This window comes from uncultured Massilia sp., assembly GCF_913773735.1.
Lineage (GTDB): Bacteria > Pseudomonadota > Gammaproteobacteria > Burkholderiales > Burkholderiaceae_D > Telluria.
In genome coordinates, this window is the sequence record NZ_CAJYEB010000023.1 from 243659 (window position 1) to 261049 (window position 17391).

At 70.2% G+C, this 17391-nt stretch carries 13 protein-coding genes; 7 read left to right on the forward strand and 6 right to left on the reverse strand.

Features of this window, described 5'->3' with window-relative positions; genetic code table 11:
• Positions 1–6: 6 nt before the first annotated feature.
• Together QZ749_RS10825 and QZ749_RS10830 are read right to left on the reverse strand one after the other, a co-directional pair.
• The gene (locus QZ749_RS10825) at positions 7–1758 is read right to left on the reverse strand and encodes an allantoate amidohydrolase (RefSeq protein WP_296946444.1); all 1752 of its coding nucleotides are present in this window, start codon (positions 1756–1758) and stop codon (positions 7–9) included.
• A gap of 98 nt (positions 1759–1856) precedes the next feature.
• Positions 1857–2795, reverse strand: a complete 939-nt coding sequence (locus tag QZ749_RS10830) for a LysR substrate-binding domain-containing protein (protein WP_296946447.1) — start codon at positions 2793–2795, stop codon at positions 1857–1859.
• A gap of 103 nt (positions 2796–2898) precedes the next feature.
• Here QZ749_RS10830 and QZ749_RS10835 point away from each other — a divergent pair, with 103 nt between their 5' ends.
• Complete coding sequence (locus tag QZ749_RS10835) at positions 2899–4140, forward strand: urate hydroxylase PuuD (protein ID WP_296946449.1); 1242 nt, start codon at positions 2899–2901, stop codon at positions 4138–4140.
• 5 nt (positions 4141–4145) lie between these two features.
• Positions 4146–5378 carry a M20/M25/M40 family metallo-hydrolase gene (locus tag QZ749_RS10840; RefSeq protein ID WP_296946451.1) on the forward strand — a complete coding sequence of 411 codons (1233 nt, stop codon included), beginning with the start codon at positions 4146–4148 and terminating at the stop codon, positions 5376–5378.
• Between the two features lie 126 nt (positions 5379–5504).
• On the opposite strand, the gene QZ749_RS10845 is transcribed toward QZ749_RS10840, so the two are convergent.
• The 4 genes from QZ749_RS10845 to QZ749_RS10860 form a co-directional block, all read right to left on the reverse strand.
• Positions 5505–7730, reverse strand: a complete 2226-nt coding sequence (locus QZ749_RS10845; protein ID WP_296946453.1) for a hypothetical protein — start codon at positions 7728–7730, stop codon at positions 5505–5507.
• A gap of 61 nt (positions 7731–7791) precedes the next feature.
• The gene (locus QZ749_RS10850) at positions 7792–10164 is read right to left on the reverse strand and encodes a S9 family peptidase (RefSeq protein WP_296946455.1); all 2373 of its coding nucleotides are present in this window, start codon (positions 10162–10164) and stop codon (positions 7792–7794) included.
• 242 nt (positions 10165–10406) lie between these two features.
• On the reverse strand, positions 10407–10550 hold the full coding sequence (locus tag QZ749_RS10855; RefSeq protein ID WP_296946458.1) for a hypothetical protein: 144 nt from the start codon (positions 10548–10550) through the stop codon (positions 10407–10409).
• A 26-nt stretch (positions 10551–10576) separates the two neighbouring features.
• Positions 10577–10765: a hypothetical protein gene (locus QZ749_RS10860; protein ID WP_296946460.1), complete on the reverse strand. Its 189-nt coding sequence runs from the start codon at positions 10763–10765 to the stop codon at positions 10577–10579.
• A 206-nt stretch (positions 10766–10971) separates the two neighbouring features.
• Here QZ749_RS10860 and QZ749_RS10865 point away from each other — a divergent pair, with 206 nt between their 5' ends.
• From QZ749_RS10865 to nirD, 5 genes are all read left to right on the forward strand, one after another.
• Positions 10972–11613 (forward strand): ANTAR domain-containing response regulator, encoded by a 642-nt coding sequence (locus QZ749_RS10865; protein ID WP_296946466.1) that lies wholly within the window; start codon positions 10972–10974, stop codon positions 11611–11613.
• 74 nt (positions 11614–11687) lie between these two features.
• Entirely contained in the window at positions 11688–12863 is a 1176-nt protein-coding gene (locus QZ749_RS10870) for a CmpA/NrtA family ABC transporter substrate-binding protein (protein WP_296946468.1), read from the forward strand.
• 309 nt (positions 12864–13172) lie between these two features.
• Positions 13173–14468: an MFS transporter gene (locus QZ749_RS10875; RefSeq protein WP_296946470.1), complete on the forward strand. Its 1296-nt coding sequence runs from the start codon at positions 13173–13175 to the stop codon at positions 14466–14468.
• A gap of 17 nt (positions 14469–14485) precedes the next feature.
• Positions 14486–17023 carry a nitrite reductase large subunit NirB gene (nirB, locus tag QZ749_RS10880; protein ID WP_296946472.1) on the forward strand — a complete coding sequence of 846 codons (2538 nt, stop codon included), beginning with the start codon at positions 14486–14488 and terminating at the stop codon, positions 17021–17023.
• A gap of 16 nt (positions 17024–17039) precedes the next feature.
• On the forward strand, positions 17040–17390 hold the full coding sequence (gene nirD, locus QZ749_RS10885) for a nitrite reductase small subunit NirD (protein ID WP_296946474.1): 351 nt from the start codon (positions 17040–17042) through the stop codon (positions 17388–17390).
• The last annotated feature ends 1 nt before the right edge of the window (position 17391 follow it).

Genomic DNA, 17391 nt, shown 5'->3' on the forward strand with positions numbered 1-17391 from the left:
CGGTCCTCACGCTAGATTGCGCAGGAAGTCGAGCAGCACGGCGGCCGCGACGTCGGCGTCGTCGGCCGTCATCGTCTCGAGCGGATTGTGGCTGATGCCGCCGTTGCCGCAGCGCGTGAACAGCATCGCCACGTCGGTCAGCGGCGCCAGCGCCATCGCGTCGTGGCCGGCGCCGGACGGCAGCGCGAAGGCCGGCAGGCCGGCGCGTTCGACGGCCGCGCCCAGTTGCGCCATCAGGCGCGGCGCGCACGGAACGGCGGCCGCCTCGACCAGCGTCTCGACGCGGTGGCCGATGCCGCGCCGCGCGCAGATGCCGGCGATGCCGTCCAGGACGTCGCGCACGGCGGCCAGCCGCGCGCCGTCGTCGGCGGCGCGGATGTCGAGCGACAGGCGGCAGCGTCCCGGCACCACGTTGACCGAGCCGTCGGGCACGGCGAGCTGGCCCACGGTGCCGACCAGCGCCGAGCCGTCGGCGCAGCGGCGCTCGACCAGCAGCACGATCTCGGCGGCGGCGGCGGCGGCGTCGCGGCGCATGCCCATCGGCGTCGTGCCGGCATGGCTGGCCGTGCCTTCCAGCTCGACCAGGTAGCGCGAGCTGCCGGCGATGGCCGCGACCACGCCCAGCGGCAAGCCCCGTTCCAGCAGCACCGGTCCCTGCTCGATGTGGACCTCGACGTAGCCGAGCAGGGACGCCGGATCGCGCGCCAGCGCGGCGATGGCCGCGGCGTCCGGCTCGTGGCCGGCCGCCTGCAGCGCGGCGCGCATCGTGACGCCGTCGGCGTCGGCCAGGTCGAGCACGGCCATGTCGAAACGGCCGGCGACGGCGCTGCTGCCGATGAAGGTGCTGCGAAAGCGCACGCCCTCCTCCTCGGCGAAACCGATCACCTCCAGGTGGAAGGGCAGGCGCTCGCCGCGCGCGTGCAGGTGGCGCACGATCGCCAGCGGCAGCAGGATGCCCAGGCGGCCGTCGTACTTGCCGCCGTTGCGCACGGTGTCGTAGTGCGACCCGGTGAGCAGCGTGCGCGCCGCCGGATCCGCCGCGGCGTAGCGCCCGACTACGTTGCCGACGGCGTCGACGTGCGCGTCCATGCCGGCCTGCGTCATCCAGGCCGCCAGCTGGCGCGCGGTGCGCCGGTGCGCCTCGGTCATGTAGGCGCAGGTCAGGCCGGCGGCGTCGTCGCTGATCGCGCCCAGCCGCTCGGCCCAGTCCATGATGGCCGGGCCGAACGGCAGCGCGATGCCGAGCAGGGCGTTCAGGCGGATCTCGGCGATGCGGTGCACTTGGCGCAGGCATTCCGCCAGCTCGGCGCGCGGCGGGTTCGCCAGGCGCCGGCGGAAGGTGGCGATGATCTCCCGGCGCGCCAGCCCGTGCCCGGTCGGCCCCTTCACGGCCAGGATGAACGGGAAGCCGAATCGCGCGCCGTAGGCGGCGTTCAGCGCGTGCAGTTCCGCGTACTCCTCCGGCGTGCAGCGGTCCAGGCCGGAGGCGGCCTGCTCGCCCGTCGACTCGGCGGTGAGCTCGCCCGCGATCGCGGCCTTGCCGGCCAGCTCGGGGTGGGCGCGCAGCAGCGCCAGGCGCTCGTCGTCGGTGGCCGCGGCGACGGCGTCCTGCAACGCCAGCTTCAGCGCCGCGACGCTGGCGAAGGGACGCTGCGCGGCGGCGCGCTGCGGGATCCACGGCGAGTGCTCGTAGATGCCGCGCAGGGCGTCCACGAAGTCCGGGACGGGCAGGGCGTTCAGGTCGGCGAGTGTGGTCATGGCGGCGATTTCCTATCGAAGCAGGCGATGATAAAGCGTGGCGGGCGCCGGTTCATACGTTGCCGATGATGACGCGTATATGGCGCGCACGGCGGACGTCACCGCTTGACCAGCGCCCTGGCCGCCGCCGTCACCTGGTCGCGCAGCCACTTGTGCTCGGGCGACTGGTGCACGCGCTGGTGCCACAGCTGGTAGAAGCGCATCGGCGGGAATTTCAGCGGCACCGCGAAGTTCTTCAGCGGCAGCGTGTTCTCGTAGAAGCGGATGAACTGGCGGCCGGTGGTCAGCACCAGGTCGGTCTGGGCCAGCATGTACGGGATCAGGCCGAAGTAGGGCGACTCCACGGCCACCTTGCGCTGCAGGCCCTGGCGCTCGAGGAAGGCGTCGATCACGCCGTGGTAGCCTGGCAGCATGGCGGCCGGCGCCACGTGCGGCAGCGCCAGGTAGTCGTCGAGCGTCATCGCGTCGCTGGCGGTGCGCCGGGCGTAGGCGCTGTCGGCGCGCATGGTGCAGACGATCGGGTCCTCGAACAGCTTGGACATGTGCAGGTGCGCGGGCGGCTCGTCCCAGTTGGCGATCACCAGGTCGACCTCGCCGTCCGACAGCATGCGCAGGTAGTCGTTGCCGGGCCCCAGGTGGTGGATCGCGACGCGGCTGTTGGGCGCGCCGCGCCGGATGCTGGCCACCACGTTGGGCAGGAACTGGGTGTCGAGGTAGTCCGGCGCCGCGATGTGGAAGGTGCGCGCGGCCTGCTCGGGCACGAACGGCGACTTGCGGATGAACAGGCTCTCGGTCTCGTCGAGGATGCGCTTGGCCGGCTTGAGCAGGCTTTCGCCATGCTGCGTCGGCACCATGCCGCGCGCGCCGCGCACCAGCAGCGGGTCGCCGGTCAGTTCGCGCAGCTTGCGCAGCGAGGCCGAGATCGAGGGCTGCGGCTGGTTCAGCTTGAGGGCGACGCGCGAGACGTTCTTTTCCACCAGCAGCAGGTAGAGGATGCGGATCAGGTGCAGGTCGAGGTGCTGGGGAAGGCTGGACATGGGAGGCGTATATCCTTATCGTTATGTCGAATATACGTCATATTTCATGTTGTATGAATGGGAAGCAGCGTATCTTCTATCCAACTACGTCTAAAGGATGCGCATGGAGCTGCTTGGATACTACGTCCCGTATGGCCTCGAGTGGATGAACCTGCTGGTTCGCTGGCTGCACGTCATCACGGGCATCGCCTGGATCGGCGCCTCGTTCTACTTCGTCTGGCTGGACAATTCGCTGCGCCCGCCGGCACCCGGCTCGGACCTCGCGCAGAAGGGCGTGGCCGGCGAGCTGTGGGCCGTGCACGGCGGCGGCTTCTACAACCCGCAAAAATACATGGTGGCGCCGGCCAGCCTGCCGAAGGAGCTGCACTGGTTCAAGTGGGAAGCGTATTCCACCTGGCTGTCGGGCTTCGCGCTGCTCACCATCGTCTACTACTTCAACGCCCAGGCCATGATGGTCGACCGCGCCGTGGCCGACCTGTCGTCCTGGCAGGCCATCGGCATCGGCCTGGCCAGCCTGGTCGCGGGCTGGGTCGTGTACGACCTGCTGTGCCGCTCTAGGCTCGGCAAGCACGACCTCGCGTTCGGCGCCGTCGTCTACCTGCTGCTTGTGGGCGCGGCCTGGGTGCTCACCCATTTCCTCAGCGGGCGCGCGGCCTACATCCACGTGGGCGCGATGATCGGCACGATCATGGTCGCCAACGTGGCGATGGTCATCATCCCCGGCCAGCGCAAGGTGGTCGACACGATGATCGCGGGCGGCAAGCCGGACCCCATCTACGGCATCCGCGGCAAGCAGCGTAGCGTCCACAACAACTATTTCACGCTGCCGGTGCTGTTCATCATGATCAGCAACCACTTCGCGATGACCTACCGCCACGACCACGCCTGGGCCGTGCTGGCCGCGATCATGCTGGCGGGCGTCTTCATCCGCCACTTCTTCAACCTGCGCCACAAGGGCCGCATCGCGTGGAAGTACCCGGCGATCGGCGTGCTGATCCTGCTCGGGACGATGGTCGCGCTGCTGCCGGCGCCGCCGGGCATCGTCGGCGATGCGACGGGCAATGCCGCCAGGGTGGACGGGGCCGCGCAATTCGCGCAGGTGCGCGGCATCATCCAGCAGCGCTGCGTGTCCTGCCACGCGGCGCACCCGAGCCAGCCCGGCTTCGCCTCGGCCCCGGCCGGGGTGGCGCTGGACGACGTCCACGGCATCGCGCAGAACGCCCCGCGCATCTACCAGCAGGCGGTGCAGCTGAAGGCGATGCCGCTGGCGAACATGACCAACATGACGGACGCCGAACGGGCCCGGGTCGCGGCCTGGTTCGAGTCCGGCGCAAGAACGGAGTGAACCCCATGGAAGACCAACAGGATGCGCTGCTGCGCTGGATCGACGACCATTTCGACGAGGAGGTCGCCTTCCTGCAGCAGGTGATCCGCGTCCCGACCGACACGCCGCCGGGCGACAATGCGCCGCACGCGGACCGGGTGGCGCAGCTGCTGGCGGACTACGGCTGGACGGCCGAGCGGCACCCGGTGCCGCAGGAACGCGTGCGCGACTACGGCATGCAGAGCATCGTCAACCTGGTCGTGCGCCGCCCCTACGGCGCCGGCGGCCCGACGCTGGCGCTGAACGCCCACGGCGACGTGGTGCCGCCGGGCGAAGGCTGGACCAGGCCGCCCTACGGCGGCGTCGTCGAGGACGGCTACATCTACGGCCGCGCGGCCGCCGTGTCCAAGAGCGACTTCGCCACCTACGTGTTCGCGGCGCGCGCGCTGGAGGCGCTGGGCGTGCCGCTGCGCGGCGCGCTGGAGCTGCATTTCACCTACGACGAGGAATTCGGCGGCCTGCTGGGGCCCGGCTGGCTGCTCGAACAGGGCATCGTCAAGCCCGACTTCGCGATCGCCGCCGGCTTCGCCTACGACATCGTCACCGCCCACAACGCCTGCCTGCAGCTGGAGATCACGGTGCACGGCAAGGCCGGCCACGGCGCGATGCCGGAGACGGCCGTCGACGCGCTGCAGGCGGCGACGAAGATCCTGAATGCGATCTACGGCCAGTTGCCGGAACTCAAGAAGATCAAGTCGGGCGTGCCCGGCATCGATTCGCCGACGATGCTGGTGGGGCGCATCGACGGCGGTACCAATACCAACGTCGTGCCGGGCAAGGTGGTCATGAAGATGGACCGGCGCATGATCCCGGAAGAAGACCCGGTCGCGGTCGAGGCGCAGGTGCGCGCGCTGGTCGAGGACGCGGTGCGCGGCCTGCCCGGCATCCGCCTCGACATCCGGCGCCTGCTGCTGTCGCAGGCGCTGCGCCCGTTGCCGGGCTCGGACGAGCTGGTGGCCAGCCTGCAGCGCCACGGCGCGGCGATCCTGGGCGAAGTCCCGCAGGCCCGGGGCACGCCGCTGTACGCGGATGCGCGCCTGTACGGCGAACACGGCATCCCGGCCGTGCTGTACGGCGCCGGGCCGCGCACGGTGCCGGAATCGAACGCCAAGAAGGCGGACGAGCGGCTGTTGCTGGAAGACCTGCGCAAGGCGACCAAGGTGGTGGCGCTGACGTTGCTGGATTTCCTGGGGAACTAGGATTGCTGGCTGCACGACCGTCGCCCCGGCGCAGGCCGGGGCCTGATTTCGTAGCGCAGCCGGAACGCGTGCACATTGGACCCCGGCCTTCGCCGGGGCGACGGCTCACTGGGCCGGGGCGACGGCTCACTGCGCCGGGGCGGCGGCGCGTTCGTCCTGTCCGGCCCCCACGCTGCGCGGCACGATCGCGAACTGCGGTGCGCCGCTGTAGTCCGGCAGGACGCTGCGCGCCATGAAGCGTTCCCAGGCCTTGCGTCCGGGCTCGCCCAGGGCGTCGGCGGCGTAGGCGAGCGCCGGCTGCATGTTCGACGGGAAGCCGATCGCCGAGCCGGAATAGTTGTTCATCTCGCCGGGGCGCAGCTTGAGCGCGGCCGCCATTTCCCCGCCGGCGCACGGCAGCGCCAGGAAGGACGGCTCGTGGCTGGCCGCATAGGCCTCGGCCATGCCGGACAGGAACGGGCCGTCGGCGCCGCGGCGCACCGTCAGCGCGTAGATCGCGCCGTCGATCCAGCAGGCGCCCGGGTCCATCATGCGCGCCACCGGGAAGCGCGCCTTCCAGGCCAGCAGCCGGTCGGCCTCCCGGAAACCCAGTTCGGCCAGGTGGCCGATGGCGGACGTGAAGAAATCGTCCTGCCAGGGCGCCAGCGCGGTGCCGTTGTTGTACGACAGCGCATAGCCGTTGACGATGGCGTGCAGGCGGTTGGCGGCGGGGTTGTCGGTATAGCTGCGGTTGTACCAGTCCAGGTTGTTCGCGACGATGGCGGCGAACTGGCGCTTCATGGGGTGCGCGTCGGGCGCGATGTAGGCCGCCTCGCCCAGCGTGCGCAGGGCCCAGGCCTGGCCGCGCACCTGCTCGCCGTGCATCAGCCCCTTGGCATGGTCGCGGTAGTTGGGGTTCAGGGCGACCACGTTGTAGCTGGCCCAGAACAGCAGCTCCTCGAGGTAGTACTGGTCCCCGGTCAGCAGGTAGGGCAGGTAGGCGAAGTTCGGCTGGTGCGCGATGTCGGGCGTGAACGGGTTGTCGCAGGCGCCCGGGGCGCACGGCGGGAACGCCTGCGACTTGCCGGTGGCCGGATCGACGGTGTCGCTCAGGTGCCCCATCAGCGTCACGTAGGGATGGTCGACGATGCTGACCGGGTCCCCGCTGCGGCGGTCGCGGAAGTGGATCGGCCAGCTGCCGGCCAGGTCGGCGGTGCCCAGCGTGACCTCGGCGGCGCGCGGGTCCATGCTCAGCAGGTACAGCGCGGCCCAGGCGGGCAGGATGCCGATGTCCACGCGTCCGCCCGTGGTCGGCATGTAGGCCAGCGCCAGGCCCAGTCCCATCGGCTCGGTCGCCGCGCCGGTCCAGCGCGCCTTCATGTCGGCCAGCGCGCTCTCGGCCGCGGGGAAGGACTGGTCGTAGTTGGGCAGGGCGCGCGAGGCGATCAGGTAGGGTGTGTCGTGGCGCAGGTGCACGGCCGGCGCCTGCCCCCACCAGACGACCTTGCGCCAGCGCGCATGGTGCACGTGCACCAGGCCCGGCTTCGCGTACACCTCGCGGCCGCCCACGTCGATGGCGGCGTCGTAGGTGAAGTTGCGCGGACCCGGTTCCCAGGCCCAGTCGTTCTCGACGGTGACGTCGACGCGCGCGCGCCGCGCCTGCGGATACCAGCGCACCGCGAAGCGCGCGGCCAGGTGCGGGTGGGGCGCGCCGGCGGCGTCGACCAGCGGCGCCGTCACCACCCACTCGTTGGCCAGCGGTCCCGCGAGCCAGGCCTGCGCGCCCCGGCCGGCCAGCAGGGACGCGGCCGCGGCGCGCCACTCGCGCCCGTCCAGGCGCACGCGCACGTCGGCCGCGAATCCCTGCGCCAGCAGGTCGGCGGGCGTCGCCGGCGCCGCGGCGGGCGCCGCCGCGGCGTCGGTCCTGGCCAGCGCCAGCATCAGCGACTGGTGCGCGGCCAGCTTCGGCACGATGGCCGAGACGACCGCGTGGCGCAGCGAGCCGTCCGCATGGCGCGCCTTGGCGTCGACCTGCACCGGCAGCAGGGTGCCGTCGGCGAGCCGGCCGACCAGGCGGTCGCGCGGCCCGACGTCGCCCGGCGCGAACACCTGGCCGAAGGTCACGGGCACCGTGTCCTGTTCGGCGGCGTCGCGGCTTTCCACGAAGACCCCGGTGATGCCGCCCGCGATCCGGCGGGTGGTGGCCGCCTGCTCGCCGTAGCGCGCCGTCAGCACCTTGCGCGCATCCAGCGTGCCGCCGGCGGGCAGGCCGACGAAGCCGGGCTTGTCCTGGGCGAACGATGCGGGGGACGCCGCGGCCAGGGCGGCGAGCAGGAAAGCGAGCTGGAAGACGCGGAGCGGGCGGAAGATCATGGCGCGGCATGCTGGACGAAAACGCCAGCATACCGCGCCGGGCGGGAAGGGTGCGCGGCGTTTACTTCAGGGTGCGCTCGAACAGCTGGTAGATGCGGCGGTACTCGTCGTACCAGCTTTCCGGCTGCACGAAGGAATGGCGTTCGAGCGGATAGCCGGCCAGCTCCCAGTTGTCCTTCTTCAGCTCGATCAGGCGCTGGGCCATGCGCACCGAATCCTGGTAGAACACGTTGTCGTCGACCATGCCGTGCGCGATCAGCAGGTGGCCCTTGAGGTTCTGCGCATACTCGATCGGCGACGAGATCTTGTACGCTTCCGGGTCGAGTTCCGGCGTGTTCAGGATGTTGGCCGTGTACTCGTGGTTGTAGGTGCTCCAGTCGGTCACCGGACGCAGCGCGGCGCCGGCCTTGAACACGTCCGGCGCGCGCAGCATGCCGATCAGGGACATGAAGCCGCCGTAGCTGCCGCCGTAGATGCCGACCTTGTCGCGGTCGCCCTGCTGGTTCGCCACCATCCAGTCGACGCCGTCCAGGTAGTCTTCCAGTTCCGGATGGCCCATCTGGCGGTAGATCGCGCTGCGCCACTTGGCGCCGTAGCCCTTCGAGGCGCGGTAGTCCATGTCGAGCACGATGTAGCCCTTCTCGACCAGCAGGTTGTGGAACATCTGCTCGCGGAAGTAGGGCGTATAGCGGCGCGTCACGTTCTGCAGGTAGCCGGCGCCGTGCACGAACATCACGACCGGGTACTTCTTGCCCGGCTCGAGCCGGGCCGGGCGGTACAGCTTGGCCCAGACCGGATCGGCGCCGTGGGTCGACGGCACGGCGACGAACTGCGGCTGGATCCATTCGCGCGCCTTGTAGTCCGGGGTGCGGGTGTCGCTCAGCTTCGCGGCCTCGCCGCCGTGCGACGGCAGGGTGGCGATCTGCGGCGGCAGGTAGGGGCCGGAGTAGTGCACCAGCAGGCGGCGCTGGTCCGGCGACAGGCGGAAGTCCTCGACGCCGCCGTCCAGGCTGCTGACCTCGCGCGTGGCGCCGTCCCGGGCGGACACGGCGCAGACTTCGTAGGCGCCCGGCGTGTTGCGGTTGCACAGCACCCACGCGGTCTGGCCGTCGGCCGACCAGGCCACGTCCGACGCTTCCCACTTGCCCTGGGTGAGGGCGCGCGTCGTGCCCGCCGCGTCGCGCACGTACAGGTGCGAGTAGCCGCTTTCCTCGGACAGGTACCACAGCGTGCGGTTGTCCGGCAGCCAGCCGAACTCGTTGTTGTCGTAGTTGACCCAGGCCTGGTCGCTCAGGCGGTGCACCGGCGCCAGGGCGGCGCGCGGCAGGTCGACGGTGGCGATCCAGCGGTCCTTGTTGTCGACCGAGCGGAACATGACGGCGGCGTTGGCGCCGTCCTGGCTCCAGACGATGGCCTCGCCGCGGAAGCCGATCATGGCCAGGCGGTTGCCCTTGAGCGCGGGCAGCTTGCGCTCGGCGCGCATGGCCGCCAGCGGATCGACGGCGATGCCCGGCAGCGCATCCAGCGCCAGGTCCTTGACCTCGCGCTTGACCAGGTCGACCAGTTTCAGGCCGTGGCCCTGCGGGCCGTTGCGGCCGACGCGGGTGCGCTCGTCCGAGAATTCCTCGTAGCCGCTCTCGGTGACGTAGCGCGGCATCTTGCCGACGCGGCCCTTGTCGCCGTCCTTCGGCCCGGTGACGACCAGCAGCCAGCGGCCGTCCGGCGACAGCGCGCTGTTGACGATGGCCAGCTTGTCGCCCAGGTAGATCGGGGACGGCGCGCGGGTCGGATCGGCGCGGCGCTCTTCCTCCGCGCGCGCGCGGACGGCCTCGCGTTCGTCCTTCTGGCGCTTGAGCGTGGCGATCAGGCGCAGCTGCATGTCGCGCAGCGCGTCGGCGTCCTGCACGTTCGGGTCCTTGGCGGCGCGCACCACGGCCACCGGCGCGACGATGCGGTCCGCGCGGTTCCAGGCATACCAGTCGTCGCCGGAGCGGAACTGGATGCTGCGGCCGTCGGCCGAGTACTGCGGCGTGAAGATCGCGACGCCGTTGCTGCGCGTGACCTGCACCAGCGCGCCGGTCTTCAGGTCGCGCTCGAACAGGTCGCCGTTGCGGACCACGATGGCGCGCGTGCGCTCGCGGTTGTACAGCATGTCCGGGCTGTCCAGCGTCGACAGGTCGGCGTCCTTCACCTGCGCGGCCTTGCCGGCTCGGGTGGCGTCGACGCCGAACACGTCGCGCACCGGCGACCCGGTGCGTTTCTGCTTGTAGAACACCTGCTTGCCGTCCCAGTTCCACCAGGCCGCTTCCACGGGCGTGCCGATCCAGTCGGGGTGGGCCATGGCCTGGTCGAGGGTGACGGGCGTGGCGGCGTGGGCCTGCAGGGTCAGCAGCGCAGCAAGGGATACGGCGGTAAGGGCAAGTGGTCGCGTCATCGGTCTGGTGGGTAGGGAGGAACGGGAATGCTTGATTACGTGGAAATTGCAAAAAGGCATTCTAGCGCAGCCGATGATGCCGCTGGGGTGGGAATGTGGGAGAAAGCTGCCGGCGTGGCACGCTTGCGTAATGACGGGAGGACCGGCGTGCGCTGTTGCGGTGCACAAAAGACGACGCCCGGCCAGTGCCGGGCGCGTGGAGACATGGAGCTGGCCTGCGGGCAGGCCGGTGGGCCAGGAGATCAGCCCAGTTCTTTCAGCTGCGGGTACTCGGTGGTCCACTGTTCGCTGGGGCTGGTCACGGACGGGTTGCGCACGAACATGACGATGCGGGTGACGATGGCCAGGGCGGAGATGGCGACGGTGACGTATTCGACGTAGGTCATGATGGGTATCCTTTTCGCTGGTCTGTTTACTTGGAATCGGTGCGGTTCATTTCGACCGCCAGGGCGCCGCTCGCCGGCTGGGCGGCGTCGACGACGAACCAGCCGCCGTGGGCGGTGTACATCTCGATCGCGAAGTCGCGGATGGTGGCGAACGCTTCGGCAAACTGGTGGCGCAGTCCCTTGTCCTGCGCCTGGGTGATCGTTGCGATGCTCATGGTGTTCTCCGGTAAGAATCTGTCGTGTTGCGATGCAGTATAGGACGGGACGCGTCATAAATAAACTTTTAGTTCGTGATGTATAGCATACGTTTCGTGAATGTTTACTTAGGTGAAACTATCATTCATCCTTGGTCTGCTTATGCGCCGCGCGAATATCTGTCCGGCGACGAGACGCTGGCCCGGAACTTGCATATCCGGTTGGCATGAAATCGCCTCCGAAGGTTCCGCGCACCCTGCGCATCGTCGTCATCAATGCCACGCCGGTGTCCTGCGCCGGCGCGGACGCGGCGGTCATGCAGGCGCAACGCAACGCGCAGCTTCGCATCGGCCTGCTCGAATCCGGCTACGACATCGTCGCCTCGCTGCCGGCCGACATCTTCCTTCCCGAGCGCATCGCCCAGATCCAGCCCGACATGATCATCATCGACAGCGAGTCGGACGCGCGCGACGTGCTCGAGCACATCGTGATCGCCACCCGCGACGAGCCGCGCCCGATCGTGCTGTTCACCGACGACGAGACCACCTCGAGCATGGACGCGGCAATGGAAGCCGGCGTCTCGGCGTACATCGTGGACGGCCTGCAGGCCGAGCGCGTCAAGCCGGTGCTGGACGTGGCGCTGGCGCGCTTCCGGCACGACCGGCGCCTGCTGGAAGCACTGTCGGACACGCGCCGCCAGCTGGCCGACCGCAAGCTGGTCGAGCGCGCCAAGGGCATCCTGATGGCCAAGGGGGGCCTGAGCGAGGACCAGGCCTACCAGAAGCTGCGCGGGATGGCGATGAACAGGAAGCTCCGGCTGGCGGAGGTGGCGCAGCGGATCCTGGACGTCGAGGACCTGCTGGGCTGACACCCGGCCCACCATGCATGGCGTCCCTGCGCGGGCAGGGGCGACGTTGATTGACTACCAAGCTAAGGAACACTATGTCAGGCGCATTCGTAACCGGTTCCGACCGCCCCGAGAAGGGCACGATCCGCGTCGGGTTCATGCCGCTGACCGACTGCGCATCGCTGGTGATGGCATCGGTGCTGGGCCTGGACGAGAAGCACGGCATCAAGCTGGCGCTGCACCGCCAGCATTCGTGGTCGGGCATGCGCGACCGCCTGCTGTCCGGGGAGCTCGACGCGGCGCATGCGCTGTACGGCATGCTGTACGGCGTCGAGAACGGCATCGGCGGCGCGGCCGCGCGCATGGCCGTGCTGATGAACCTGTCGCGCAACGGCCAGGCGATCACGCTGTCGCGCGCGCTCGCCGCCCAGGGCGCGACCGACCTCGCCACGCTGGCCGCGCTGCTGCGCCGGGGCACGCGCCGCTTCACCTTCGCCCACACGTTCCCGACCGGGAACCACGCGATGTTCCTGTATTACTGGCTGGCGGCCGGCGGCATCGATCCGCTGCGCGACGTGCGCGTGGCCACCGTGCCGCCCAGCCAGATGGCCGTCAACCTGGCGGCCGGCCACATGGACGGCTTCTGCGCCGGCGAACCGTGGAGCGCGCGCGCCGTGCTGGACGGCAGCGGCTTCACCGCCGCGACCAGCCAGGACATCTGGCCCGACCATCCCGGCAAGGCGCTCGGCGCCACCGCCGCCTTCGTCGACGCCAATCCGCACGCCTGCCGCTCGCTGGTCGCCGCCGTGCTGGAAGCGGGACGCTGGATCGACGACGCGCCGTCCCACCGCGACGCGGCGGCCGAGGTACTGGCCAGCCCCGCCTACGTGGACGCCGACCGCCAGGCGATCGCCGCGCGCCTGCACGGCCACTACGACAACGGCCTCGGCAAGCGCTGGACCGACCCCGACCCGCTGCAGTTCCACGCCGGCGGCGAGGCCAACTTCCCGTGGCTGTCGGACGGCATGTGGTTCATGACCCAGCACCGGCGCTGGGGGCTCTTGCGCGAGGACGTCGACTACGCGGCGGTGGCCGCGCGCGTCAACCGCGTCGGCCTGTACCGCGAGGCGGCGCTGGTGGCCGGCGTGCCGGCGCCGTCCAGCCTGATGCGCACCTCGATGCTCATGGACGGCAAGGTCTGGACCGGCAAGGACCCCGCCGCCTATCTCTCGTCCTTCCCGATCGCCCGTCCGGCGCTGGCCGGCGCCTGACCGGGGCCTGACCGGCGCGGGCATGGTGCGGGGCGCCGCCCGCGCGCCCCGTTTTTGCGCATGGTGCACTGCAATGAAGCGCGCCGCCCCGGCGGGCGCCCGGCGCGTGGGGCGGCGCCACGTGGCACGGCTCTTGCACATACCCTGGTCGAGGATCAACGGCGATCCCTTCATGAATACAGGTGCCAGCCCAACGGCGGGTTGGCAGACAAGGACAACGGCGTCCGCTGCACCCGCCCGCGCATGCACCCGCATGCCGCCGCGCGGCCAGGCAGCGGGCGCCTTTTTCATTTTTAAAGGGTAAACAAGATGGCCGGCAAAGCGAACAGCATCAAGCTCCTCTCCTTCGACACGCCGCAGATGCGTGCCTTCCACCTGACCTGGGTGGCCTTCTTCGTCTGCTTCTTCGCCTGGTTCGCCTGCGCGCCGCTGATGCCAGTCATCAAGGGCGAATTCCACCTGTCGGTGGCGCAGATCGCCGACATCAACATCGCCGCGGTCGCCATCACGATCCTGGTGCGCCTGCTGGTCGGCCCGCTGTGCGACCGCTTCGGCCCGCGCAAGACCTATACCGGCCTGCTGGCGCTGGGCGCGCTCCCCGTGCTGGGCGTGGCGCTGGCGCAGAGCTACGAGAGCTTCCTGCTGTTCCGCCTGGGCATCGGCGCCGTCGGCGCCAGCTTCGTGATCACCCAGTACCATACCTCGGTGATGTTCGGCCCGAAGGTGGTCGGCACCGCCAACGCGGCGGCGGCCGGCTGGGGCAACAGTGGCGGCGGCGCGGCCCAGGCCCTGATGCCCCTGCTGATGGGCGCCGTCGTCATGGCCGGCGTGAGCGAGACGATGGGCTGGCGCGTGGCGCTGCTGGTGCCGGGCGTGCTGATGCTCATCATGGCCGTGGTCTACTGGAAGTTCACCCAGGACTGCCCGGAAGGTAACTTCGCCGATCTGCGCGGCGCCGGCATCCCGTTCGAGGCGGGCGGCAAGGGCGGCTGGGCGAGCTTTCGCGAAGCCTGCCGCAACTACCGCGCCTGGCTGCTGTTCGTCACCTACGGCGCCTGCTTCGGCATCGAACTGTTCGTCCACAACATCGCCGCCACCTACTACGTCGACCACTTCAAGCTGTCGCTGGGCGCGGCCGGCATGGCGGCCGGCAGCTTCGGCCTGCTGGCGCTGTTCGCCCGCGCGCTGGGCGGCTGGCTGTCCGACCGCGCCGCCAACCGCGGCGACCTGAATTCGCGCGTCACCCTGCTGTTCGTGCTGATGGTGGGCGAGGGCCTGGGCCTGCTGTGGTTCTCCAGCACCACCAGCGCGGCGCTGGCGATCACCGCCATGCTGGCCTTCGGCCTGTGCACCCACATGGCCTGCGGCGCGACCTATGCGCTGGTGCCGTTCGTGAGCCGCAAGGCGCTGGGCGGCGTGGCCGGCATCGTCGGCGCGGGCGGCAACGTCGGCGCCGTGCTGGCCGGCTTCCTGATGAAGGGCAGCGGCGACGTGCGCCAGACCTTCATGATCCTGGGCGGCCTGGTGCTGGCGTCCGCCGTGTGCGCGATCGGCGTGCGCTTCAAGTCGGCCGTCGTCGAGACCCCGGCGCCGGCCGCCGCCTGAGCAACGGGGACCACGCTATGAAACTGATCGTCATCGGCCACGGCATGGTGGGCCACAAATTCCTCGAGACGCTGTTCGCCGACCCGGCCGCGGCCGCTCACCTCCACGTCACCGTCCTGTGCGAGGAGCCGCGCCCGGCCTACGACCGCGTGCACCTGTCGTCCTTCTTCTCGGGCACCACGGCGGACGCGCTGTCGCTGGTGGCGCCGGGCTTCTTCGAACGCCACGCCGGCCGCATCGACCTGCGCCTGGGCACCAGGGCCGCCGCCATCGACCGCGCGGCCAGGACCGTGGCCCTGGCAGACGGCGACGTCCTGGCCTACGACAAGCTGGTGTTCGCCACCGGCTCGACGCCCTTCGTGCCGCCGGTCCCGGGCCGCGAGCGTGTCGACTGCTTCGTCTACCGCACCATCGAGGACCTGGAAGCGATGCTCGAATGCGGCGCGCGCGGCAAGTCCGGCGTGGTGGTCGGCGGCGGCCTGCTGGGCCTGGAGTGCGCCAAGGCGCTGCGCGACATGCGGCTCGACACCCACGTGGTCGAATTCGCGCCGCGCCTGATGGCGGTGCAGGTCGACGACCCGGGCGGGCGCATGCTGCGCGCCAGGATCGAGGAACTGGGCGTCGCGGTGCACGTGCAGAAGAATACGCTGCGCATCGTCGACGGCGAATCCGCCACCCATCGCATGGAGTTCGCCGACGGCAGCTTCCTGGAAACCGACATGATCGTGTTCTCGGCCGGCATCCGCCCGCGCGACGAGCTGGCGCGCGCCTGCGGCCTGGAGACGGGCCCGCGCGGCGGCATCGCCATCGGCGACGACTGCGTCACCTCGGACGCCGACGTCTACGCCATCGGCGAATGCGCGGCGTGGAACGGGCAGACCTTCGGCCTGGTCGCGCCGGGCTACGACATGGCGCGCACGGTGGCGCGCGCGCTGCTGGGCCAGGAAGGCACGTTCGACGGCGCCGACATGAGCACCAAACTGAAACTGATGGGCGTGGACGTGGCCTCGATCGGCGACGCCCATGCGGCCGCGCCGGGCGCGCGCAGTTTCCAGTACACGGACGAGCGCAAGCGGGTCTACAAGAAGATCGTCGTCTCCGACTGCGGCAAGCGCCTGCTGGGCGCGGTGCTGGTCGGCGACGCCGCCGAATACGGCACGCTGCTGCAGATGATGCTCAACGGGATGGCGCTGCCGGACGCGCCGGAATACCTGATCCTGCCGCAGGCCGCGGGCGGCGCGCGCCCGGCCATCGGCGTCGAGGCGCTGCCGGCCACGGCCCAGGTCTGTTCCTGCAACGCCGTCACCAAGGGCGCCATCGCCGACGCGGTGGCCGCGGGCGCCTGCGACATCGGCGCGCTCAAGTCCTGCACCGGTGCCGGCACGTCCTGCGGCGGCTGCGTGCCGCTGGTCACGCAGATCATGAAGGCGGAAATGCAGAAGGCCGGCCTGGCCGTCAGCAACCACCTGTGCGAGCACTTCCCGTACTCGCGCCAGGAGCTGCACCACCTGGTGCGCGTGGGCGGCATCCAGGACTTCGCCACGCTGCTGCACAAGCACGGCAAGGGCCTGGGCTGCGACGTCTGCAAGCCCGTCGCGGCCAACATCCTGGCCTCGACCTGGAACGACTTTGTCCTGAAGCCCAGGCACGCCAGCCTGCAGGATTCGAACGACTACTTCCTCGGCAACATCCAGAAGGACGGCACCTATTCCGTGGTGCCGCGCATGCCGGGCGGCGAGGTCACGCCGGACGGCCTGATCGCCGTCGGCCAGGTGGCCAGGAAATACGGCCTGTACACCAAGATCACCGGCGGCCAGCGCGTCGACCTGTTCGGCGCCAGGGTCGACCAGCTGCCGGCGATCTGGGAAGAGCTGATCGCGGCCGGCTTCGAGTCCGGCCACGCCTACGGCAAGTCGCTGCGCACCGTGAAGTCCTGCGTCGGCTCGACCTGGTGCCGCTACGGCGTGGGCGACTCGGTCGGCTTCGCGATCGCGCTGGAAAACCGCTACAAGGGGCTGCGCGCGCCGCACAAGATCAAGTTCGGCGTGTCCGGCTGCACCCGCGAGTGCGCGGAGGCGCAGGGCAAGGACGTCGGCCTGATCGCCACCGACAAGGGCTGGAACCTGTACGTGTGCGGCAACGGCGGCATGAAGCCGCGCCACGCCGAACTGCTGGCGTCGAACCTGGACGAGGCGGCCGTCGTGAAGCTGGTCGACCGCTTCCTGATGTTCTACGTGCGCACCGGCGACCGCCTGCAGCGCACCAGCACCTGGCGCGAGAACCTGGAGGGCGGCCTGGACTACCTGAAACAGGTCGTCGTCGACGACAGGCTGGGCATCGCGGCCGAACTGGAAGCCGACATGCAGCGCGTGGTCGACACCTACGAGGACGAGTGGAAGAACGCGGTCGAGGACCCGGCCGTGCGCCAGCGCTTCCGCACCTTCGTCAACAGCGAGGCGGCCGACGCCAACGTCGTGTTCATGCCGGAGCGCGGCCAGATCCGTCCCGCGACCGTCGAGGAACGCCGCCGCACCATCCCCATCGCCGCAGCCTGAAGGAGGCATCGACATCATGCATCGCGACATCGAGATCACCCGCGCATGGAACGCCGTCTGCGACCTGGAGCGCATCGTGCCGGACACCGGCGTGTGCGCCCTGCTCAACGGCCGCCAGGTGGCCGTGTTCCGCGTCGGCGCCGACGCGCCGCGCCTGTTCGCCATCGACAACTACGACCCGAACTCGGACGCCGCCGTGCTGTCGCGCGGCCTGGTCGGCAGCATCGGCGAGCGCATCGTCGTCGCCTCGCCGATCTACAAGCAGCACTTCGACCTGCAGACCGGCGAATGCCTGGAAGCGCCGCACAATTCGGTGGCCAGCTACCCGGTGCGCGTCGAGGACGGCAAGGTCTGGGTGGGGGCCTAGC

Coding starts and splice junctions, on each gene's coding strand:
- QZ749_RS10825 (WP_296946444.1), bottom strand. CDS start 1,758: ATGACCACACTCGCCGACCTGAACGCCCTGCCCGTCCCGGACTTCGTG.
- QZ749_RS10830 (WP_296946447.1), bottom strand. CDS start 2,795: ATGTCCAGCCTTCCCCAGCACCTCGACCTGCACCTGATCCGCATCCTC.
- QZ749_RS10835 (WP_296946449.1), top strand. CDS start 2,899: ATGGAGCTGCTTGGATACTACGTCCCGTATGGCCTCGAGTGGATGAAC.
- QZ749_RS10840 (WP_296946451.1), top strand. CDS start 4,146: ATGGAAGACCAACAGGATGCGCTGCTGCGCTGGATCGACGACCATTTC.
- QZ749_RS10845 (WP_296946453.1), bottom strand. CDS start 7,730: ATGATCTTCCGCCCGCTCCGCGTCTTCCAGCTCGCTTTCCTGCTCGCC.
- QZ749_RS10850 (WP_296946455.1), bottom strand. CDS start 10,164: ATGACGCGACCACTTGCCCTTACCGCCGTATCCCTTGCTGCGCTGCTG.
- QZ749_RS10855 (WP_296946458.1), bottom strand. CDS start 10,550: ATGACCTACGTCGAATACGTCACCGTCGCCATCTCCGCCCTGGCCATC.
- QZ749_RS10860 (WP_296946460.1), bottom strand. CDS start 10,765: ATGAGCATCGCAACGATCACCCAGGCGCAGGACAAGGGACTGCGCCAC.
- QZ749_RS10865 (WP_296946466.1), top strand. CDS start 10,972: ATGAAATCGCCTCCGAAGGTTCCGCGCACCCTGCGCATCGTCGTCATC.
- QZ749_RS10870 (WP_296946468.1), top strand. CDS start 11,688: ATGTCAGGCGCATTCGTAACCGGTTCCGACCGCCCCGAGAAGGGCACG.
- QZ749_RS10875 (WP_296946470.1), top strand. CDS start 13,173: ATGGCCGGCAAAGCGAACAGCATCAAGCTCCTCTCCTTCGACACGCCG.
- nirB (WP_296946472.1), top strand. CDS start 14,486: ATGAAACTGATCGTCATCGGCCACGGCATGGTGGGCCACAAATTCCTC.
- nirD (WP_296946474.1), top strand. CDS start 17,040: ATGCATCGCGACATCGAGATCACCCGCGCATGGAACGCCGTCTGCGAC.